This is a genomic window from Janthinobacterium sp. JC611, assembly GCF_018682595.1.
Taxonomy (GTDB): Bacteria; Pseudomonadota; Gammaproteobacteria; order Burkholderiales; family Burkholderiaceae_D; genus Janthinobacterium.
The window spans coordinates 114,058-134,853 of the sequence record NZ_JAFLJN010000003.1 but is presented as its reverse complement, the minus strand read 5'-3'; the positions used below and the strand labels follow the sequence as shown (position 1 = coordinate 134,853).

General features: G+C 63.0%; 23 protein-coding genes. 9 read left to right on the top strand and 14 right to left on the bottom strand.

All coding sequences use genetic code 11. The annotated features are described in order from the left end of the window. The first annotated feature begins 138 nt into the window (after window positions 1–138). Complete coding sequence (locus J0O65_RS03545; RefSeq protein ID WP_215404188.1) at window positions 139–1,023, top strand: LysR substrate-binding domain-containing protein; 885 nt, start codon at window positions 139–141, stop codon at window positions 1,021–1,023. Window positions 1,024–1,032: 9 nt separating this feature from the next. Here the strand turns inward: J0O65_RS03545 and J0O65_RS03540 are convergent, their stop codons facing one another. From J0O65_RS03540 to J0O65_RS03520, 5 genes are all read right to left on the bottom strand, one after another. After that, complete coding sequence (locus J0O65_RS03540; protein WP_215404186.1) at window positions 1,033–1,881, bottom strand: alpha/beta hydrolase; 849 nt, start codon at window positions 1,879–1,881, stop codon at window positions 1,033–1,035. 96 nt (window positions 1,882–1,977) lie between these two features. Further along, a complete protein-coding gene (locus J0O65_RS03535; protein WP_215404185.1) occupies window positions 1,978–2,619 on the bottom strand; it encodes a hypothetical protein in 642 nt (213 codons plus the stop codon). A gap of 84 nt (window positions 2,620–2,703) precedes the next feature. Then, window positions 2,704–3,030: a hypothetical protein gene (locus J0O65_RS03530; RefSeq protein WP_215404183.1), complete on the bottom strand. Its 327-nt coding sequence runs from the start codon at window positions 3,028–3,030 to the stop codon at window positions 2,704–2,706. A gap of 25 nt (window positions 3,031–3,055) precedes the next feature. Beyond that, on the bottom strand, window positions 3,056–3,748 hold the full coding sequence (locus J0O65_RS03525) for a hypothetical protein (protein WP_215404181.1): 693 nt from the start codon (window positions 3,746–3,748) through the stop codon (window positions 3,056–3,058). Window positions 3,749–3,846: 98 nt separating this feature from the next. Next, entirely contained in the window at window positions 3,847–5,517 is a 1,671-nt protein-coding gene (locus J0O65_RS03520; RefSeq protein ID WP_215404179.1) for a DUF6138 family protein, read from the bottom strand. 359 nt (window positions 5,518–5,876) lie between these two features. On the opposite strand from J0O65_RS03520, the gene J0O65_RS03515 reads away from it, so the two are divergent. Continuing rightward, window positions 5,877–6,569 carry a DUF3334 family protein gene (locus tag J0O65_RS03515; protein ID WP_215404177.1) on the top strand — a complete coding sequence of 231 codons (693 nt, stop codon included), beginning with the start codon at window positions 5,877–5,879 and terminating at the stop codon, window positions 6,567–6,569. 18 nt (window positions 6,570–6,587) lie between these two features. Here J0O65_RS03515 and J0O65_RS03510 read toward each other — a convergent pair whose 3' ends face one another. The 4 genes from J0O65_RS03510 to J0O65_RS03495 all read right to left on the bottom strand — a co-directional run bounded on the left by J0O65_RS03510 (window position 6,588) and on the right by J0O65_RS03495 (window position 8,840). Beyond that, window positions 6,588–7,034: a GNAT family N-acetyltransferase gene (locus J0O65_RS03510; protein ID WP_215404175.1), complete on the bottom strand. Its 447-nt coding sequence runs from the start codon at window positions 7,032–7,034 to the stop codon at window positions 6,588–6,590. A gap of 62 nt (window positions 7,035–7,096) precedes the next feature. Next, on the bottom strand, window positions 7,097–7,762 hold the full coding sequence (locus tag J0O65_RS03505) for a hypothetical protein (RefSeq protein ID WP_215404173.1): 666 nt from the start codon (window positions 7,760–7,762) through the stop codon (window positions 7,097–7,099). A gap of 70 nt (window positions 7,763–7,832) precedes the next feature. Then, on the bottom strand, window positions 7,833–8,381 hold the full coding sequence (locus tag J0O65_RS03500; RefSeq protein WP_215404171.1) for a DUF2939 domain-containing protein: 549 nt from the start codon (window positions 8,379–8,381) through the stop codon (window positions 7,833–7,835). A 201-nt stretch (window positions 8,382–8,582) separates the two neighbouring features. Continuing rightward, entirely contained in the window at window positions 8,583–8,840 is a 258-nt protein-coding gene (locus tag J0O65_RS03495; RefSeq protein ID WP_215404169.1) for a hypothetical protein, read from the bottom strand. A gap of 281 nt (window positions 8,841–9,121) precedes the next feature. Between J0O65_RS03495 and J0O65_RS03490 the strand changes: the two genes are divergently transcribed. The 5 genes from J0O65_RS03490 (at window position 9,122) to J0O65_RS03470 (ending at window position 14,800) form a co-directional block, all read left to right on the top strand. After that, complete coding sequence (locus J0O65_RS03490) at window positions 9,122–10,720, top strand: ABC-F family ATPase (protein WP_215404167.1); 1,599 nt, start codon at window positions 9,122–9,124, stop codon at window positions 10,718–10,720. A gap of 137 nt (window positions 10,721–10,857) precedes the next feature. Further along, window positions 10,858–11,991 carry a quinolinate synthase NadA gene (gene nadA / locus J0O65_RS03485; RefSeq protein ID WP_070218383.1) on the top strand — a complete coding sequence of 378 codons (1,134 nt, stop codon included), beginning with the start codon at window positions 10,858–10,860 and terminating at the stop codon, window positions 11,989–11,991. Then, window positions 11,988–12,854 carry a carboxylating nicotinate-nucleotide diphosphorylase gene (nadC, locus tag J0O65_RS03480; protein WP_215404165.1) on the top strand — a complete coding sequence of 289 codons (867 nt, stop codon included), beginning with the start codon at window positions 11,988–11,990 and terminating at the stop codon, window positions 12,852–12,854. The genes nadA and nadC overlap by 4 nt, the downstream gene beginning before the upstream one ends. A gap of 20 nt (window positions 12,855–12,874) precedes the next feature. Continuing rightward, window positions 12,875–13,612, top strand: coding sequence for a substrate-binding periplasmic protein (locus tag J0O65_RS03475; RefSeq protein WP_251373378.1), 738 nt, complete (start codon window positions 12,875–12,877; stop codon window positions 13,610–13,612). A 108-nt stretch (window positions 13,613–13,720) separates the two neighbouring features. Next, complete coding sequence (locus J0O65_RS03470) at window positions 13,721–14,800, top strand: TIGR03118 family protein (protein ID WP_215404161.1); 1,080 nt, start codon at window positions 13,721–13,723, stop codon at window positions 14,798–14,800. A 45-nt stretch (window positions 14,801–14,845) separates the two neighbouring features. Here J0O65_RS03470 and ypfJ read toward each other — a convergent pair whose 3' ends face one another. Next, window positions 14,846–15,727, bottom strand: a complete 882-nt coding sequence (gene ypfJ, locus J0O65_RS03465) for a KPN_02809 family neutral zinc metallopeptidase (protein ID WP_215404159.1) — start codon at window positions 15,725–15,727, stop codon at window positions 14,846–14,848. Between the two features lie 165 nt (window positions 15,728–15,892). Between ypfJ and J0O65_RS27795 the strand changes: the two genes are divergently transcribed. Further along, window positions 15,893–16,786, top strand: a complete 894-nt coding sequence (locus J0O65_RS27795; protein WP_251373376.1) for a GNAT family N-acetyltransferase — start codon at window positions 15,893–15,895, stop codon at window positions 16,784–16,786. 9 nt (window positions 16,787–16,795) lie between these two features. On the opposite strand, the gene J0O65_RS03450 is transcribed toward J0O65_RS27795, so the two are convergent. After that, entirely contained in the window at window positions 16,796–17,500 is a 705-nt protein-coding gene (locus J0O65_RS03450) for a DAPG hydrolase family protein (RefSeq protein WP_215404151.1), read from the bottom strand. 107 nt (window positions 17,501–17,607) lie between these two features. Here J0O65_RS03450 and J0O65_RS03445 point away from each other — a divergent pair, with 107 nt between their 5' ends. Next, entirely contained in the window at window positions 17,608–18,282 is a 675-nt protein-coding gene (locus tag J0O65_RS03445) for a TetR/AcrR family transcriptional regulator (RefSeq protein ID WP_215404149.1), read from the top strand. Here J0O65_RS03445 and J0O65_RS03440 read toward each other — a convergent pair. From J0O65_RS03440 to J0O65_RS03430, 3 genes are all read right to left on the bottom strand, one after another. Further along, entirely contained in the window at window positions 18,245–18,925 is a 681-nt protein-coding gene (locus J0O65_RS03440) for a DNA alkylation repair protein (protein ID WP_215404148.1), read from the bottom strand. The genes J0O65_RS03445 and J0O65_RS03440 overlap by 38 nt on opposite strands. A gap of 185 nt (window positions 18,926–19,110) precedes the next feature. Continuing rightward, window positions 19,111–19,887: a peptidylprolyl isomerase gene (locus J0O65_RS03435; protein ID WP_034756072.1), complete on the bottom strand. Its 777-nt coding sequence runs from the start codon at window positions 19,885–19,887 to the stop codon at window positions 19,111–19,113. A gap of 105 nt (window positions 19,888–19,992) precedes the next feature. Beyond that, window positions 19,993–20,772: a peptidylprolyl isomerase gene (locus J0O65_RS03430; RefSeq protein WP_077404793.1), complete on the bottom strand. Its 780-nt coding sequence runs from the start codon at window positions 20,770–20,772 to the stop codon at window positions 19,993–19,995. Window positions 20,773–20,796: the final 24 nt, after the last annotated feature.

Here is a 20,796-nt window from a genome sequence, read left to right as displayed (position 1 = left end):
CAATCGGTGACGATTTCTCGCCTGTGCGGCAAGGGTACGGCGCGCATGCGGGCTGCCGGAAGACAAATTATCCCTATAATGGCGGGGGATGAATAACGATGATATCTTGCGGATATGTGTGAGAAAAAATGACAGATCATGACTAGGCAGGCGGCGCTCGGCACCTTGCGCTTCTTCGAGGCTGCGGCCAGGCTGGGCAGTTTCGTCCAGGCCGCTGACGAGCTGCACGTCACGCACGGGGCGGTCAGCCGGCAAATCCGCCTGCTGGAAACGTCGCTGGGCACGGCCCTGTTCGAACGCCGCAACCGTGGCGTGTTCCTCACGCTCGCGGGCGCGCAGCTGCGCGATGCCGTGCAGCTGGCGTTCGAGCGGCTCGACGCCGCCCTCGAGGCCGTGCGCCAGCCGGTGCGCCAGGGGCCGCTGGTGGTGTCGTGCGAGCCGACCATCGCCATGAAATGGCTGATTCCGCGCCTGGGCGACTTTTACCGGCGCCATCCCGAGGTGCAGCTGCACCTGTTCGCCTCGGGCGGGCCGGTGGCGTTCCAGCGCGACGCCGTGGACGTGGCGTTGCGCCGCAACGACTTTCTGTGGGATGCGGGCTTGCATGCGGAACAGGTGTGCGATGAATGGATCGCGCCCGTGTGCGCGCCGGCCCTGCTGCGGCGAGGCCGGCTGGACCTGTCCGCGCAGCGCCTGCTGCACACGGCGTCGCGCCCGGCCGCCTGGGAGCACTGGCGCGCGGCCGGCGCGCACGCTGGCGGCGGCCAGGGCGACAGCCAGACCTACGAGCACTTCTATCTGAGCCTGCAAGCCGCCTGCGCCGGCCTCGGCGTGGCCATCGGCTCCGTTTTCATGGCGCGGGAAGACCTCGACAGCGGGCGCCTGGTCGCGCCCTTCGGCTTCCGGCGCGACGGCAGCGGCTATTTCCTGCTGTCGCCGCTGCCCTTCGACGGCGACGCGCGCCGCACCACCTTGCTGCACTGGCTGCGCGAACAGATGGCGCAGGCGCTGCCGGCGCCGTAACCGTCCCGCTTATTGCGGCGGCGTGGCCGGCTTGAAGACGGCGCGGAAAGCCTTCAATGCGGCCGGATGATAGATCGTGCCATGGGTTTCGGCCGGCATTTTTTCCACATGCCATTGCAAGCCGGGCGGCGCCTGTTTTTCCAGCACGTCGGCCAGGCGCTGCACTTCCACGGCGATGCCCGCTTCGCTGCTGGACGCCAGGTACAGGTCGCGCTTGCCTGGCTTGCCCTTGGTCAGCAGGGCCGCCGCCTCGCGCGGCAGGGCGCCATGGTTCCACCACAGGCTGGGGTCGAACGCCAGGTAATGGTCGAACAGCTGCGGTTCCAGCAGATAGGTTTCCACCACGAACAGGCCGGCCAGCGATTCGCCGACGATGGCCGTCTCGCCCGTCGTGCGGTAGCGGCGTTTGACTTCCGGCATCAGCTCATCGCGGATGAAGCCCCGGTAGGCTTGCGAGCCGCCCACCACGGGGGCGATCTTGCGGTCTTGCGCATTTTCGGTCGGCCCCGTCAAATCGCGCCGGCGCTGCGTGTTTTGCATGCCGACCAGCATGAAGGGACGCATCGTGCCATTCGCCACCGACACTTGCAGCAAGCCGGCCACGTGTAAAAAGTCTTCGGCCACGCCGCCGTCGGGCATGTACAGCACGGGCAGCGCTGCGTCGGGCGGGGTATCCCAGGCGCGCGCCATGTACACGTTGATGTGGCGCTTTTCCTGCAGCGCCCGCGAATCGATGATGAAGCTTTCGCCGATGACGAGCGGCGTTGCCGCGCTGGAGGGCGCGGCAGTGGCGAGATGGAGGGGGCTGGACAGCAGCAGGGCGGCGGTGAGGTGCAGAGCAAGGCAAGAGCGGCGCATGGTTTCCTGTGATAAGTAAGTTGGATCGATGGCATGTACTCGTATAGACATGCCATCGAGCAATTCTATCTCATCTTTCTTGTCTTTGATGCAGCCTTACTTGATCGTCAAGAGTTTTCGCCCGCGCACGATACCGGCCTTGTCGATCGTGTAGGCGACCAGCAGGGCGCCATCGTCGGCGCAGGCATGGCAGCTTTTCAGGGGCGTGGAAAACAGCACACTCTGGCCGCCATCGCCGGTGGCCGTGCTGCCGATGAAGTCGGCGGGCGCGAACGGCACGGCGTCCGGATGGGCTGCCGTAAACGCGCGCCAGGCGGGCGTGGCGCGGTCTTCCTCGCGCACGGCGTCCTCGTCGACGTCGATGGCGGCGCCATCGCTGCCGATCAGCAAGCTGCCTTCATTCGTGTTGGCGCGAAACGGATAGGTGACGGTGGCCAGGGCCGCCTTGCCCAGCGGGCGCCAGGCGGAAATGAAACCGGCCTTGTTCGCCTTGACGAGCATGGTGGCGGCGGCGATGGCTTGCGGGCGGGCGCCGCTGCGCTGCATGGTGCGCAGCAGGCAGACGTCGGGCGCGGTGGACGACTCTTCGCTGCGGCAGGCCGACAGCGAGCGTTCCTGCCACACGGCGCGCGCGTCGATGGGGCCTGTCGCTTGGGCATGGACGGCCTGCGCGGTCGCCAGGCTGGACAAGGCCAGCAGGGCGCTGCCGACGACATGGCGGGAGAGTGACGTGAGCATGGGGAATCCTTTCAGTGCGGGAAACAATGTATCGTCACCGATTATAGAAGGTGGGCCGTGCCCGCCCGCGCACCGCAGGCCCGTTCAGCGCTTCTTGGCCGCCGCCTGGCGCAGGGCCTTCGCTTCCTGCTTGTTGGGGATGTGCGGGCGCGTGGCCAGCTCCGCCTTGACGGCGGCGATGGCGGCGCCGAACAGCTGTTCGGCCTGCGCTGGGCTGGCGCCCGCATAGTGCTGCTGGTTGGACTGGGCGGCGCGCAGCCGGCGCAGCAGCGCTAGCAATTGCTTGCCGTGCAGGGCAGGCAAGTCCTGAGCCAGCACTTGCGCGCCCAACGTGACCTCCATATGGTCGGGGGCGAGCAGGCGCAGCAAGGCCAGGCCTGCGGGCTGCGGTACCGGAGTGACTTTGTTCATCCAGCCATTCTAAACGAGGCGAGGATTACAGGTATTCCCAGATTTCATCGAAGGTTTCGCGCGCGAAATCGTTGCGCCAGGCTTCCGAATTCTTTTCGCGGCTGACGGCAAACACGGCGCGCCATGTCTGTTTCGGCGAGCTCGTGTAGGTTGCGGCGATCTTTTGCAGGCCGGCCTTGCATTGCTCGACCTTGCAGCCGCTCTTCGCCAGTTGCTGGGCGGCAGGCGCCCACGCCACCGGTACCTTGACGACCTGGCATTCGAAGCTGACGGCGGCCGTCTGCATGCCGTTTTCCACCGTCACCGGGTCCGCCTTGGTGGCCTGGCATGCGGCGCCGTTCTTGGCGGCGATGACGTTCGCCGCCAGCAGTTCGGCGGCCGGCGTCACGGCCGCGCGCATGGCAGCCGGGAACATGTCGGCGATCAGCTTGCCGGTTTCCGCTGGAAACTGGGCGTTCGCCTCCTTCAAGTCGCTGTACGACGCGTATTCGGCGCTCTGGTGGCCCGCCAGGCGGGTGGGGCGCAGGTAGGCGTTGAGTTTGGCGACGCTGGCTTCATCCTGGTTGATGATGGTCTTGATGTACAGGTTGGCCACGTCCAGCGGCGCCAGTTCCACGGCGGCGGTCTCTGCGGCGATGGCGGGCTGGGCCAGCGCCAAGGTGGCGGCAAAGCTTGCTGCCAGCAGGGCGGTGCGCGATGTTTGTTGTGCTTGATGCATGTATTTTCTCCACGATTCAATGTCAGGCGCCAAAAGATGCCTCAAGGCAACTCTGGCGCCGCGCATTATATATGGTGAAAGTCATAACGTTGCGCACATTAGGCGTCGGCCTTGCTGGCCGCTGCCAGCAGGGCCAGCAGCAGCTCCCTGCGCCGGCCTTGCGCCTTGCGCGCCAGGGCCGCCAGCTTTTCCAGCTTGCCCCAGATCGGATACAGCATGTGCTCGACCAGATAGCCTTCCAGGCCCTGCAGTTGCTGATGGAACAGCTCCAGTTTCTCAACGTCCTCCAGTTCCGCCTGGATTTTCACTTTGGCGTTATCCGTGCACGCGCGCAGGCAGGTTGCCAGCACGGGAATGGACGCCGTGGTCACGCCATGTCGTTCGGCAAACGCGGCCGTGAACTGGTCTTGCACGCACTGGTGTTCCTCGTCGACGTTGGCCATGTAATGCTGTACCAGGGGGAAATAGCGTGCATCGAGCAAGCCCAGGCCAAACACGGCATAGCTGCCCGGCATGCAATTCTTTTCGCCTTCCGTGTCGGCATAGAATTCGAACTCTTCGATGGCGGCGCGCGCATACGCTTCCAGCTGCGGCTGCAGGGCAGGCCAGGCGAGGGCGTTGGCAAAGAAGCGGTGCGTGTCGGATTTCGCCAGTCCCTTGACCGGCAAATAGGTCTTCACCTTGGATTTGAGCTTGATCTGGTAGCTTTTCGGAAAACCATTGTTCAGCAAATGCGTGATGAAGGCCAGCGCCTGCGCATACGCGTCGGCTTCTTCCCGGGCAATCGTGATGCTGATGGTGGCAAACACGTCGTTGGCGCGGCATTCCAGCAGCGCATTTTTCACGTGGATATCGGCATCGGGGAAGGTGCCGCTGCCTTCCTTGAGCATGCGCACGGCCCGTTCGCTGCCCAGTTCGCGCGCGATTTCCAGGAATTTCAGGCCTGTCGACTTGGCGTAGCTCGGTTCGTGGCGCAATATCATGACGGCGCCGTACAGCAGCAGGTCGATAGGCGCCAGCGCTTGCGCATCGGGCGCCGCGCCCGCTTTCAAGCTGTACTCCGTGCCGCGGTAGCTTGATGTTTGCACGTCGTAGAACTGCGGCAGGAACTGTTTTTCCGCCCAGGCCGACACGGCCCGGATGATGTCGCCGCGGTGTTCGGCCAGCGCTTGCGGCCGCGACTTGTTCAGTTGTTCGATGCGCTCGAATTGCGCGATCGTCCAGGCGATATCAGGCTGCGGGAACAGATAGGGATCGAGCAGGTGGCGCGTCAGGAAGAAGGTTTCCAGCTTTTTTGTCGGCCTGCTGCCGCGCTCGAGTTTTTGCGTGATGTAGGTGTGTATGCGCGCGAGCAAGGCCTGGCGCTTGCCTTCGTTGACATGGTCGATCAGGGTCAGGTGCAGCTTGCCCTGTGCCGTCTGGAACTTGCCGCGAAAGCTGAAGCGGTAGTCGATCAGGGGCGTGTCGGCCAGTTCCTCCAGCTTCGCCTGCACCATGGCAGCGAGCTGGGGCGCGATGGTGTCGCGCACAACGGCTGCATCGAGGCGTGATGGCGTCCTCGGTGTGAACTCATCGGTATCAGTCAGCTGGAAGTCATCGGCCGTAGTGCGTCCGGGTTTATAGTCGAGCAAGAAATCATTGAAGATACCCATCTGCAAGGTGGTCCGGTTGGCGGCTTCTTCCAGGTCGGTGCGCCGCAGGCGCTCGGCAAACCATGCTTGCACTGCCGCCATCATTTCCGCCGTCGCCTGTTCTTGCAGTGTGTCCATCGTTTTTTGCCTCTCCATTCATATTGTCCTTGCGCTAATTGCGCGCCGCAGTATAAAACATGCGGCCGCGGCACGCCGCACGCAACGGCGCCGCTTTTGTATTTCCGCACAGATCGTCAAGTAAATGCAGGTATGGCTGGACGGAAATGTTACATCTGGGTATTCTGCGCATGATACTTATTTCTATACAGAAAAAGGTAAGAGGGCGGTGCGTGCCGGCGGGAACGCCGCGCGCGCTGCCACGCAAGGTCAGGCATGCAAAGGTGAAGTCGTCCGCCAGCTGAGCGAAACGTTGTGTTTCGGCTCGCGGCGGGCAGGGAACAGTGCTGTCATCTTTAAAATAGTAGGAGAGGTTGCTCATGGATGCAGAAAAGGATGTTGTGTACGGTACAGAAGATTTGTTGATGAGTTTGTGCAACTCGGTGGTTCGGGTGCTCAACGTGGCAACGCAAAGCAAGGTCAATTATTCGGGCATGGTGCAGCGCATCACCAAGACCGGCCTGAAGCCGGACATCGGTTGCTTCGTGATGTTCGATGGCGGTTTCACGGGCCTGGTCGTGCTCAATTTTGCCGCCGATACGGCGATGGAAATCTACGAGCGCTACATGTTGCATATGGGTATGCCGAAGTCGGAGCTGGCCAGCTTCTACACGTCGGACGAAGTGTCGAACATCATGGGCGAGCTGATGAACCAGATCGTGGGCGACTTCACGGGCAAGGTGCGGCGCGAATTGCAAACGAATATCACCCAGAGCCAGCCGAAGATGCTGGTGCTGAACAAGCAGGTGATGCTCAGCGTCGACACGCCGCTGGATCGTCCGGAAATGCGCCGCGTCACTTTCTATACGGAAAAGAACAATATTTTCTACCTGGAATTGGCGATCGACCGTACCGAGTTCATCAAGTTGCATGATTTCGATTCGCGCGAAGTCGATGCCGACTCGCTGATGGATACGGCATATGCGAACCGCGAACGGGACGCCGCCCCGGCGCCCGCGGCGGAAGCGGAAGACGACGACAACGCCGACCTGCTCAAGTCGCTGGGCATGTAAACAGTTGTCGCCTGCAGCCTACAGGGTCTTGCTCATGAATATGCGGCTCGTCCCTTCGGGACTGCAGGCGATGTCGCCGAAGCGGCGCCAGCCGCGCCGCTCGTAAAATTCGGGCGCCTGGAAACTGAGGGTGTACAGCACTGCCGAGGCGCAGCCGCGCCGGCGTCCCTCTGCCTCGAACTGCGCCAGTATCTGGCTGCCCAGGCCCAAGCCGCGCATGGCCGCAGGCAAATAAAACAAATCGAGAAACAGCAGGCCCAGCGAGGTCCGGCCCATGGCGCCGCCCAGCACGCGCTGGCTGTCGCGGTCGCGCACGACCACGCTCAATACCTGCCTGTCGCTATAGCCGGTAATGGCATCGTTGTAGGCATTCAAGCCCTCGAGGATGGTTTGCTCGACTTCCGCGTCAATCGTGGCGCTGACGCGGATGGTGTAGGGCGAGTCGTTGTGCGGATATGCTGGCATGCTGACAGGGTGAGAGTGATTGACTGTATAAATATACAGTATTTTTCCTGTCCGCGCCCGTTTCATGGCGGCAATGTCAATGTTTCCATCCTGCGCATGCCGACCATGCCGCTCTGCTGGCTGTCATCGAGCGACCAGTATTCAAACGCATAGGCATAACTGCCGTCGATGAGGGTCAGGCTTTCCTTCTGGCGCCCGCTGGGCGCCTTGTAATACAGGCGCCGCGCGGGCCTGCCATCGACCGTCTGGCTGAACGCTTGCGGCGACACGCTGGCGCGTTTGCCCGTCTTGCCCGCCATCGACATGGCCGTGATCGTCACGTAGGCACGCTCTGGGCAGCGGGCCAGCAGGTGGGCGCCGCTCAGGACGGTGGGCTGCGCCCGATCCAGTGGGTAGCCGAACGGCTGCACGCCGACAATATCGCGGCAACCCATCTGCCGCGCCAGGGCCGTCAGCGTGGCCGGATCGAGCGCGCTGGTATGGTGTTTGTCGGCGGCCTGCGCCTGGCCCAGCGCCAGGCGGCGTTCCAGTTCGGCCAGCGAGATGTCGCTGGGCACGGGCAGCGGCGCGGGGGCGTCGGGATCGGCGGCGCTGGACGTTTCCGCCTGCATGCGCGCGGCAACGGAGTGGCTGCGCTCGGCGGCGGTCCCGCCGGAGGCCTGCGCGGATGGCGCGGCGCAGGCCAGGGCGAGTGTCATGGCCACCGCTGAGGCTGTGTATGTCGGCATGAAGTCTCCTGCAATCTGTTAGCGAATGACGCGCATTGTGTATCAGATTGCTTGCGCATGCGCGCTACTATCAGCGTGCTGCCATCGCCGACGCGATCTCGATCGAACTCAGTTTCCAGCCCCACACGCCATGGCGCAGCAGGACCAGCGCGCCTTCCTGCGCATTGCCGTCCTTGGCCCGCACGACGAAGGTGTTCAGGCCGGCATAGCTTGCGGAATAGTCGGCCTTCTTGCGCGCTCCCTCGGCGGGCGCATCCGCACTCGCGTCGGCATCCGCCTGCGGGCCGACGGCGCTCTTGTTGACCAGCGCCACCACGCCGGCGGGCGAGACCATGGTGTCGACCATCTTGCCCAGCATGGCGCTGGCGATCGACTGGCCCAGCGCGGCCAGCGGATTGCCGCTGCCGGCGGTCGCCTCGATGCTGCGCGCCATGCTCGTTTCCAGTTGCGTCTTGACGCTGGCGCGCAGGGCGGGGAAGTCCACGTGCGCGGCCAAGGCCTCGGCATTGCGCTCGGCCAGCGCGATCTTGATCTGATGCAAGGCATAGTACGGCGACGCGTAGGCGGTGACAGCGACGGCGATGACGGCCGCAGTGGCGGCGATGGTGATTTTTTTCAAGTGATGCCTGTGAGGTGAGTAGTACTGGACGTGCGTGTCGCACTATTTTACCGCGCGCCTGGCGGCGCGGTGCCTGATGGCGTGTCTTGCAGACCCGGTCGTGTTGCACGGCGCTATCGGGTCGCAAGTGATGCGCTTGCCATATCCGGCCTGGCGACGGCGGTGCGCCTGTGCGCCAGCCTGAGGGGAGCGAGCCCGGGATTATGGCTTGCCTGGAATTGACCCCGGTGTCTGCAGGGACTCGAGGAATTCCTTGGTATCAATGTTTTTTGCATCCGAGCCGCTGCCGCAATTCTTGGCGATCCATGTGCCGAGCGAGGCGGTGGAGCCGGATTTGCATTTGACGGCGGCAAGTTTGGGCGCGCCGTCGGCCGCAGCGGGTTCGGGAGCCGCGCAGCCAGCCAGCGATAATGCGGAAATGCTGATCAATAAATAAGGGTAGCCAGAAAACAATTTCATGCTTATTACCTTTCGTGATGATACACACTCGTTAAATGGGACGAGTTGATTGTAACGAAACATAGATTATTTACTATGTTTTTTTTCGGGCAATGTTGCGCCAGCGGCTAGTGGTGTTGTTTGATGGAAATGCCAGACATCGGCGCGACGCACCATGTTGCTTCCTGCCTGCGCTCAGCGGCTGTTTAGCCTGGTCGCTATAGAGCGATGGGGGTGGGTGCTGTATAATGGGAGAAAAGTACCTAACTACCTGTTTTCACTGGATAAAGACCTAAATACTAATGCTCTCTACCGCTAACATTACGATGCAGTTTGGCGCCAAGCCATTGTTTGAGAATATCTCCGTCAAGTTCGGCGACGGCAACCGCTATGGCTTGATCGGCGCGAACGGCTGCGGCAAGTCGACGTTCATGAAGATCCTGGGCGGCGATCTGGACCCGTCGGGCGGCAACGTCATGCTCGATACCAACGAGCGCCTGGGCAAGCTGCGCCAGGACCAATTCGCGTTTGAAGACATGCGCGTGCTCGACGTGGTCATGATGGGCCACACGGAAATGTGGGCCGCGATGCAGGAACGCGACGCGATCTACGCGAACCTGGAAGCGACGGACGAAGACTACATGAAGGCCGCCGAGCTGGAAGGCAAAGTGTCCGAATACGACGGCTACACGGCCGAATCGCGCGCCGGCGAACTGCTGCTGGGCGCCGGTGTCGCCATCGACCTGCATCAAGGCCCGATGAGCAATGTCTCGCCAGGCTGGAAGTTGCGCGTGCTGCTGGCGCAGGCGCTGTTCTCGAACCCGGACATCCTGCTGCTCGACGAACCGACGAATAACCTGGACATCAACACGATCCGCTGGCTGGAAGACGTGCTCAACGAGCGCAACTCCACCATGATCATCATTTCCCATGATCGCCACTTCCTGAACCAGGTGTGCACCCACGTGGCCGACATGGACTACGGCACCCTGAAGATTTATCCAGGCAACTACGACGAATACATGTTCGCCTCGACCCAGGCGCGCAACCAGCAGCTGGCCAACAACGCGAAAGCGAAAGACAAGGTTGCCGAGCTGCAGGAATTCGTGCGCCGCTTCGCCGCCAACAAATCCAAGGCGCGCCAGGCGACGTCGCGCGCCAAGCAGATCGAAAAGATCAAGGTCGACGACATCAAGCCATCGTCGCGCGCCTATCCGTTCGTGCGTTTCGACGGCGAAAAGAAGTTGCACCGCCTGGCCGTGGAAGTCGAGAACATCTCGAAAGGCTTCGACCGCCAGCTGTTCAAGAACTTCAGCATCATGGTCGAGGCAGGCGAGCGCATCGCCATCATCGGCGCCAACGGCGCCGGCAAGACCACCATGCTGCGCTGCATCGCGGGCGACATTGCCGGCCTGCAGCCGGACCAGGGCCGCGTGAAGTGGGCGGAAAACGCCAACGTGGGCTACATGCCGCAAGACCCGACGGAAGATTTCGCCAAGGACACGAACCTGACCGACTGGATCGGCCAGTGGACGAAAGAGGGCGACGACGACCAGGCCGTGCGTTCCATCCTGGGCCGCCTGCTGTTCGGCGGCGACGACGTCAAGAAGGCCGTCAAGGTGCTGTCCGGCGGCGAGAAGGGCCGCATGATGTACGGCAAGCTGATGCTGGGCCGCCACAACGTGCTGATGCTCGATGAGCCGACCAACCACATGGACATGGAATCGATCGAATCGTTGAACATCGCGCTGGAAAAATACGCGGGCACCCTGATCTTTGTGTCGCATGACCGCGAATTCGTCTCCTCGCTGGCCAACCGCATCATCGAGATCAAGGAAAATGAAGTGGTCGATTACCGCGGCAACTACGAAGACTACCTGAAGAGCCAGGGTATTGACTAAACTCTGAGGCAAGATGCCGGAGGGCGCGCCAGCCGCCCATCCGGCAGCACCACACCGACGCGCCGCGGTCCTTTCGTTCCGGCGCACCTGCTTCATTGCAATCGTGCCGGTCTATCCCGTTTTTGTTTGACACAGCCATGCAAACTTTAGCCATCAAATCCGTCGAGTACGAACACCCACAAGACGGAGCCAGCTGCACTGCCCACGCCTGGGCACGCACGCCAGCGACGCCTTCCCCGGCCGAGAAAGCCGAACTGATCACGCGCATCAAGCGCCTGCTGATCGAGCGCGAAGCCGTGCTCGTTGCCCACTATTACGTTGATGCCGACCTGCAAGACCTGGCGGAAGCCACGGGCGGCTGCGTCTCCGATTCCCTGGAAATGGCCCGCTTCGGGCGCGACCATCCGGCCAAGACCCTGGTCGTGGCCGGCGTGCGCTTCATGGGTGAAACGGCGAAGATCCTCAGTCCCGAGAAAACCGTGCTGATGCCGGACCTCGACGCGACTTGCTCGCTCGACCTGGGCTGCCCGGTGGACGAATTCACGGCCTTTTGCGACGCCCATCCGGACCGCACCGTCGTCGTCTACGCCAACACCAGCGCGGCCGTCAAGGCGCGCGCGGACTGGATGGTGACGTCGTCCATCGGTCTCGACATCGTTGCCCACCTGCATGCGCAGGGCAAGAAAATCCTCTGGGCGCCCGATAAACACCTGGGTTCGTATATCCAGAAGGAAACGGGCGCCGACATGCTGCTGTGGCAGGGCAGCTGCCTCGTGCACGACGAGTTCAAGGGCATCGAACTCGATTTGCTCAAGGAAGAGTATCCGCAAGCCAAGGTGCTCGTGCATCCGGAGTCGCCCGCCAACGTGGTGGCGCTGGCCGACATGGTCGGTTCCACGTCGCAAATGATTGCGGCAGCGCAAACCATGGACACGGACACGTTTATTGTCGCCACCGACAACGGCATCCTGCACAAGATGCGCGCGGCCGCGCCGGGCAAGCGCTTCATCGAAGCGCCCACGGCCGGCAACAGCGCCACCTGCAAGAGCTGCGCGCACTGCCCGTGGATGGCCATGAATGGCTTGCTGAACCTGGCGCAGACGCTGGAAAACATGCACAACGAAATCCACGTCGATCCCGCCGTCGGCCAGCTGGCCGTGCGCTCGATCAATCGCATGCTCGACTTCGCCGCCGCCAAGAAGGCGGGCCTCAAGCCGGGCGCGGACCTGGCAAAAGAAACCACATTGTTCCAAGGAATCGGTCCAGCATGAGTACCCTCGTTAATTCTTTCGCTCCTTTCGATCCGGCCCTGGCGCGCGCCTTTGAAGGCAATTTGCTGGCCGCCTTGCTGGAAGACGTGGGCCAGTGCGACCTGACGGGCGAGCTGGTGCCGCCCGACCACATCGTCACGGCCAGAGTCATCGTGCGCGAAGCGGCCGTGCTGTGCGGTGCGCCATGGTTCGAAGGCATCATGAAAAGCCTGGACCGCGGCATCGACATCGTTTGGCATTACGCCGAAGGCGACATGATGATGGCCGACAGCGTCGTCTGCACGATCGAAGCGCCGGCGCGGGCCTTGCTCACGGCCGAGCGCAGCGCCCTCAATTTCCTGCAACTGCTGTCGGCGGTCGCCACGGCCACGCGCCGTTATGTCGATGTGGTCGCCGGCACCAAGGCGTCCATTTTAGATACGCGCAAGACCTTGCCTGGCCTGCGCCTGGCGCAAAAGTATGCGGTGCGCGTGGGCGGCGGCAAGAACCAGCGCCTGGCCCTGTACGATGGCATCCTGATCAAGGAAAACCATATCGCGGCCGCGGGCGGCGTCAGCCAGGCCCTGGAAAACGCGCGCAACCTCGACGCGGGCGTGCCCGTGCAGATCGAGGTGGAAACCCTGGCGCAATTGCAGGAAGCGCTGGACGCGGGCGCCGTCTCCGTCTTGCTCGATAACTTCAGCAACGACATGCTGCGCGAAGCAGTGGCCCTCACCAACGGCCGCGCCTTGCTCGAAGCATCCGGCGGCATCAATGTCGATACCGTGCGGGCGATTGCCGAAACGGGCGTGGACCGCATCTCGATCGGCAGCCTGACCAAGGATGTGCGGGCCACCGATTACTCCTTGCGCATCGTCGGCTGATGCGGGGAGCAGGGCGGCGCTTGCTGGCCTTGGCGCTGCTGTGGCCGGCATTTGCCGCGCCACTGCAGGCGCGCGAGCTGCTGGCCGTGGGTGCGCAGTTCGAGCGCGTGTTCGAATACCAGGACAGCGGTGAATATGCCGGCCTGGGCGCGGAACTGCTGCGCCTGATGGCGGCGCGCACGGGGCATACCGTGCGTTTTCGCATGGTGCCGTGGGCGCGCGCGCAAGCCATGCTGGTGCAGGGCCAGGCCGATATCTTGATCGGCCCCTACAAGACGCCCGAGCGTATCGCCAGCATGGCGTTTTCCGATAAGCCGTTCTACCAGGACCAAATGGTGTTTTATACGCGCCAGGACGCCAGTTTCGGCTGGGATGGCGACTACGCGGTGTTGAAGAACCGCAGGGTGGTGCTGCTCAATGGCTGGGCCTATGGCGCGGAGTGGGAGCGCGTGCGGCCCGGCTTGCAGGTCAGCGTGGCCAACAATGTGGAAAATGGCTTGAAGATGCTGGTGCACAATCACGTCGACGTGTTCGTCAGCAACCGCCGCAATACCGACCCCGTGATCGCCCGTCTCGGTTATGCCCGCCAGGTGAAACCTTTACCCAAAGTCATCGACATACAAAACGGCTATTTCGCCTTTCCCCGCTCGCCCGCCTTCGACAAGCTGCGCCTGCAGTTCGACCAGGAGTTGAATGGCCTGGTCGAGACGGGCGAACTGAAACGGCTGGGCCGGCGCTACGACGTCGGCGTGCCCTGAGGCTGCCTATCTTGCCGGCGTTTGACGCGCCGCAAGCGTCCGGCCCGGCCCGGCTATACCCTGATGACAGGCAGTGCAACTGTGCCCATCACGCAGAAGGGGAACGCCATGAAAACCCATGCCACCAACCGGATTGTTTGCGCCTGCCTCGCGGCGGTGCTGGCCATCATCCTGTTTGCCTGCGGCGGCCATCACCACCACAAGCCGCCGATGCTGAGCACATATGTGGCGACCAGCCTCGTGTCCGATACGGCGGCGCTGCCGGCCGCGCACACCGATCCCAACCTCGTCAACGCCTGGGGCGTGGCCTTCAATCCGCGCGGCTTCGCCTGGGTGGTGGCGAATGGCACGGCGAAGTCCACCTTGTACGATGGCAACGGCGTGCCGCAATCGCTGGTGGTCAGCACGCCGGCGGGGCCGACCGGCATCGTCTTTAACGGCACGCAGGACTTCAAGCTGAGCCAGAACGGCGTGACGGCGGCCAGCCCCTTCATCTTCGCCAGCGAAAGCGGCAGCATTGCGGCCTGGTCGCCGACGGTGAACCCGACGACGGCCCTGGTCGTGTTCGATGGCGGCGCCGGCGGCAGCGTCTACAAGGGCCTGGCGATCGGCACTTATGGCGGCGCCAATTACCTGTATGCGGCCGATTTCCACAATGGGCGCGTCGACGTCTTCGACGCCAGCTTCGCCAGGGTCAGCTGGTCTGGCGCGTTCAGCGACCCCGGCTTGCCGGCCGGTTATGCGCCTTTCGGCATCCAGGCCATCGGCCAGCGTATCTATGTGGCGTATGCCATGCGCGAGGCCAGCGGCGACGATGAACAGGCGGGCGCGGGCCTGGGCATCGTCAATGTGTATGGCAGCGGCGGCAAGCTGATCAAGCGACTGGTGAGCGGCGGCGCGCTGAATGCGCCCTGGGGTATGGCGCTGGCGCCGGCCGATTTCGGCACGGCCAGCAATATGCTATTGATAGGGAATTTTGGCGATGGCAAGATCCATGCCTATGACCCCGATACGGGCGAGGCGTGGGGCGCACTGCGCAAGGCCGATGGCGCGCCGCTGGTGATCGATGGCTTGTGGGGCATTGCCTTCGGCAATGGCCTCAATAAGCAACCCGTCAATACCCTGTTCTATGCGGCGGGACCGGATGACGAGGCGCACGGGCAGTACGGGCGCATCGACTTGGAGTAAGGCGCCTGGACGGCCCGCACTGTGCCGCCGCGGGACTGCATGGGCCTACAGCTGGCGCGCCTCGAAGGTGTTGCACTGGGAAATCTGGCCGCTCTCGATGCCTTTGCTGAACCAGCGCACGCGCTGTTCCGAGGTGCCATGCGTGAACGAATCGGGCACGACATGGCCTTGCGACTGGCGTTGCAGCGCATCGTCGCCGATGGCCGTGGCCGCCTTCAGGGCCGCTTCCACGTCGCCTTGTTCGAGGATCTTGCGATCCTGATTGGCGTGATACGCCCACACGCCGGCAAAGCAGTCGGCCTGCAATTCCAGGCGCACGGACATGGCGTTGGCCTGGCGTTCCGATTGCGTGCGGCGCGCCTGGTCGACCTTCTCGGACAAGCCCAGCAAGTTCTGCACGTGGTGGCCCACCTCATGCGCGATCACATAGGCTTCGGCAAATTCGCCCGAGACCTTGAAGCGCTGCTGCATCAGATTGAAGAAATCGAGATCCAGGTAGACCTTCTGGTCGCCGGGGCAATAGAAGGGCCCGCTGGCGCTCTGGCCCGTGCCGCAGGCCGTCGGCGTGCTGCCGGAGAACAGCACCAGCTTGGGTTTCACATAGCTGCCGCCTTCGGCCTTGAACAGGGCGCCCCACGTGTCTTCCGTATCGGCCAGCACGGTTTTCACGAAGCGGGCCATGTCGTCCGATTCGGGCGGCTGGCGCGCGGGCGACTGGCTTTGCTGGGTGCTGATCTGGCCGCCACCGCCGCTGAGCAGATTGAGCAAGGTCAGGGGATTGACGCCCAGCACATACGAGCCGACCAGGGCGATGACGATGGTGCCGATGCCGATCGAGCGCCCGCCAAAACCAAAGCTGCCGCCGCCACCGTCTTCGCCACGGCGGTCTTCCACATTGTCGCTTTCGCGATTGCCTTCCCATTTCATGATCTTTACTCCTGCTGCGATTGTGCGATTGATAGATGAGGTCTCCAGATAGACCGGCACGCAATCTTCTGACGAATCTTGATATTATCGCAGCAAACTGTACCGCGACAGGGGCGACAATGTTACCCTTTGCAACTTTCCAACCACATCACAACAGGTGCACGCATGGCGCTTGTCAACGATACACGCATTTCGCCCACGGCGGTGGTGCAGGCCCAGCTGGACGCCTACAATGCCCACGACGTGCCCGCCCTAGTGGCCATCTATGCCGATGACGCACAGCAATTCCAGCATCCCGATACCTTGCTGGCCACGGGTGGCGCGCAGATCGGCGCCCGTTTCACGGCCCGCTTCGCCGCCAGCACACCGCGGGCGCAGTTGCTCAACCGCATCGCCTGCGGCCAGCTGGTGATCGACCATGAAATCGTGCATGGCGACACGGACGACGGCGTGTCGGCACAGGAACTGGTGGCGACGTATGAAGTGGCCCAGGGACGCATCAGCCGTGCCTGGTTCAGCTTTGGCCCGCTGACGCGCTTGCGCGTGGCGCTGGAGGCCGACGTGCCGGCCATGAATGCGCTGATCGCCCGCTCCGGCGTGCAGCTCAGCGCGGGCTTTTACACGCCGCAGCAGGCGCAGGCCGTGACGCGCCACGTGTTCGGCGTCGATACGCAACTGGTTGCCGACCGGACGTATTTCGTCATCGAACGCGATGGCGCCATGCTGGCCTGCGGCGGCTGGAGCCGGCGCGCCACGCTGTATGGCGCCGACCGCGCCAAGAGCGGAGCGGACCCGCTGCTCGATGCGGCCAGCCAGCCGGGCCGCATCCGCGCCTTCTTTGTGGAGCCCGGCGCCGCGCGCCAGGGACTGGGCAGCATGCTGATGCGCCATTGCGAGCGCCAGGCGCTGGCCGCCGGTTTCAGTGCGCTGGAACTGGCCGCCACCTTGCCCGGCGTGCCGCTGTACCTGGCCAGCGGCTTTGCCGTGACCGAAGAGTTTCATCTGGACTTGCCTGATGACATCAAGCTGCCGCTGGCGCGCATGCACAAGCGGCTGTGATGCGGCGCTTTACCACGGCAGCGGCGCTTGCTCTCCGTTGGCGTGCTCGCCGTAGTACAGCGAGGGCAGGAAACGCGACAGATAGGTAAATTCGCTGTAGCAATGGCGCAGCAAATTCAGGCCCAGCACGTCGGGCACGTCGCGCACGGGGTTGAGGCTGTTGCGCCCCAGCAGGAAGCGGCTGCGCAGCACGCAGCCCGTGGGCGTGTCGCGCGCCAGGTGCAGCATTTCGCCATCGAGCGGATCGCCCTGCGGGTCGAGCACGACGTAATCGCCAAAACCGATGCGCGCGCAGACGGCGGCCGACAAGGCGCCGCTGTCCTGTGCGTGGCGCAGTTGCGCCGCATCAAACACGTCTTTCGGATCATGGAACTTCAGCTTGGCTTTCACGGGCGGAATGTCGCCCAGGGACTCCACCGCCTCGATCGAGGCGCCGTAGTAGCGCTCTCCCTTTTTCCACGCGCTGTTCCAGCCGTGATGGGCCACGTGATCGTGCGGGTGCCACCACTTGATGTGCTGCGTCGTCTCGAAGAATGTAAACCACCAGTCCAGCATGCGCCCGCTGCAGCCGTGCAGTTCCGTGCGCGCCGCTACCAGCAGGCAGCCATTTTCCAGTCGCGTGATGCCCGTTTCCAGGTGCAGGGGAAACGGGTCGAGCAAGTCGCCCGTACCGGTGATGCTCCATGGGAATTCAGTATGCGTGTAGCTCGTCATGTCGTTCTCCTGTGTTGAGGTGAGCCAATTATATATTAAAGAAACGTGTCGCGTTTCCTAAATGTGTTTCGGTGTAGAATTGACCATCGATGAAGCTTGGAGATGGCATGCAGGAAGAAGAGAGCAAGGCCTTGCGCGGGCGGGGCCGTCCGGCGCGCGCGCCCGAGGAAGCGCGCGACGCGGCCGTGCAGGCGGCCACCTGGCTGTTGCTGCACGAAGGTTATGCGGCCACGACCATGGAAGCGGTGGCGCGCCATGCGGGCATGGCCAAGAAGTCGCTGTATCAGTACGCGGCCAACCGCGAGGAACTGGTTGCCCTGGTGGTGCGCGGCTGGACGGATGCTTTCCTGCCGGCCATGGCGCACGATGCGGCCGCGCCTGGCGAAGTACTGCCCTTGTTGAAAGAGATCTTGCAGACGATGGCGGCGCGCGTGCTGACGGCCGACGCCGTCGGCTTGTTCCGCCTGCTGTGCACGGAGTTTCCCGCGCGCGCGGACTTGCTGGCCGTGTATCAGCGCAACGGCATCGAGCGGGGCACGGCCCTGCTGGCCGAATGGCTGGCTCGCCAGGCGGCGCGCGGCCATCTGCTGCTGCAGGATGGGCGGGAGGTGGCCGGCCTGCTGCTGTCCATGGTGATCGCCGAGCCGCTGCGGCAGATGGCGCTGGGCTTGCTGTCGCCCGTGCCGGCCTGGGATGCCGCGCCGCGCATCGATGCGGCGCTGCGCCTGCTGGGCGGCTCGGCCTTCAGCGTGGCTGGTGCTTCAGCGCTTCGCGGCGGGTGAGGGGAGAAAGCTGCTGGCGGTGCGCTTCGGCAAACGCCGTCACGGCCTCGGGCGCGTGGCGCGCATAATCGCGCAAGGCCCAGCCGATGGCCTTGCGGATGAAAAACGCGTCTTCGTGGGCCAGCGCCAGGGCCGCCTCGAATAGCCAGGCGGCATCCGTGTCGGCGCGCCAGCCCAGCTGATGCAGCATGGCGATGCGGCGCAGCCAGAAGTCCGCATGGCGCAGGGCCCCATCCATGTGCGCATGGCCGTCGCCGCCGCGCTGGTGTTCCGCCTGCAGCACCTCGCCGACGATGCCCGCCATGCCGTCCACGCTGTCCCACCAGGACCGCTGGCGCGCCAGTGCCAGCAGGGCGGGAATGTGTACGATACCCAGCTGGCGCCGGTGCAGGGCCAGCATGTCGAGCGCCACGTGCTGGTATTCGCGCTGCGGCTGTTGCCACAGCCGTTGCGCGTGTTCCAGCAAGGCGTCGGCGCCGATGCCCTTCAGGCCGGCCAGCAAGGCCTTGGCGGCCAGGCGCCGCTGCGGCGCCGCCACGCCCAGGAACACGAACTGGTCGCGCATATAGGCTTGCATGGGCGCCGCGCGGCTGGGGTCGGCAACGGCTTCCAGGGCGGCTTTCAGTTCTGCATGTAAATCCATCGCAACTCGCTTTTTTCAGGCGTAAAAAAAGCGCCCCGAAGAGCGCTCTTGTCCAGCCATCCAAACGGCTGATAGAAGCGTAGCGAGCGGCAGCGATTTGTGGCCGAGACGCGCAACCGTACGGATAGTACGGTGAGCATCGCAGGCCGCAAAGCGCGACGCGCAGTAGCTTATATCAGGCGTTTTTACTGGATTTTGGCTTTCTTCATCAGTTCATCGCGGTAGGCGGCGAGTTTCTTCTGTTGCAGCGACTCGGCCACCTGGCCCTTGACTTCTTCCAGTGCCGGCAACTTCGTCGGACGGGTTTCTTCCAGCTTGATCACGTGGAAGCCGAATTGCGATTGCACTGGCGTTTGCGTGACCTGGCCTGGTTTCAGGGCCACCATGGCGTCGGAGAATGGCTTCACGTACGAAGCTGGGCTAGCCCAGTCCAGGTCGCCGCCATTGGCTGCCGAACCGTCTTTCGATACTTTCGCCAGTTCTTCGAACTTGGCGCCGCCTTTCAGCTTGGCGATGATGTCTTTCGCTTCCGCTTCGGTGGCCACCAGGATGTGGCGTGCATGGTATTCCTTGTCGCCCGCCTGCGCCTTGAACTTGTCGTACTCGGCCTTGATTTCAGCGTCCTTGACAGGGTTTTTCTTGACGTAGTCGGCCAGCAGGGCGTTGATGATGATGCTTTGACGGGCATTGTCGATCTGCGACTTGACTTCCGGACGCGTGCCGTAGCCTTGCTTGTCGGCTTCCTGGATCAGCACTTCGCGGCCGATCAGGTCTTTCTTGATGGCTTCGCGCAGTTGCGGCGAATCGGCTTGCTTGCCCTGGGCGACGACTTGCTTGACGACCTGGTCGACGCGCGACGATGGGATGGCCTTGCCATTCACGGTGGCCACGTTTTGCGCGAACGCAGGGATCGCGACGACGGCGACCAGGGCTAAGATCAGGCGGGCTGGCTTCAAAATCATGTTCATTCCTAATAGATATACAAAAAGTTTGCGTCTGCCGTGCAGTGCGCATTCAGGCGCAGAATACACGACCGGCGCCGAAAAGGGCGCCGGGGAGGTCGGTTCTTACTGAACTTTCGCTTTTTTGATCATTTCTTCCTGATACGCTTGCAGTTTCTTTTGCTGCAGCGCTTCGGCGATCTGTGGCTTGACTTCTTCCAGGGTCGGCAGTTTTGCCGCGCGGGTGTCGTCCAGCTTGATCACGTGGAAACCGTTAGGCGTTTGCACCGGGGTGTCGGTGACCTGGCCTTTTTGCAGTTTCACGAAGGCGTCGGAGAACACTTTCGGGAAGGACGATGGCGCTGCCCAGTCCAGGTCGCCGCCGTTGTCGGCCGAACCGGCATCTTTCGATTGCTTGGCCAGGTCTTCGAACTTGGCGCCGCCTTTCAGCTTGGCGATGATGTCTTTCGCTTCCGCTTCGGTGGCCACCAGGATGTGGCGCACGTGGTATTCCTTGTCGCCGGTCTGGGCCACGAAGCGGTCGTATTCCGCCTTGATTTCCGCGTCGTTGACGGGATTCTTTTTCAGGTAGTCGCCGACCAGGGCGTTGATGACGATGGCCTGGCGTGCGTTCTCGATTTGCTGCTTGACGGCTGCATCTTTACCGAAACCTTTGTTTTCCGCTTCTTGCATCAGCACTTCACGGCCGATCAAGTCTTTCTTGATCATTTCGCGCAGTTGCGGCGAATCCGGTTGCTGGCCTTGGGCGACGACTTGCTTGACGACTGCATCAACGCGCGACGATGGGATAGGCTTGCCATTAACAACGGCAACATTTTGCGCAAAAACAGGTACCGCGACAACGGCGAGTAGTGCGATCAGCAAGCGGGCTGGCTTAAAAGTCATTATTAAATCCTGTTAGGGAAAGTT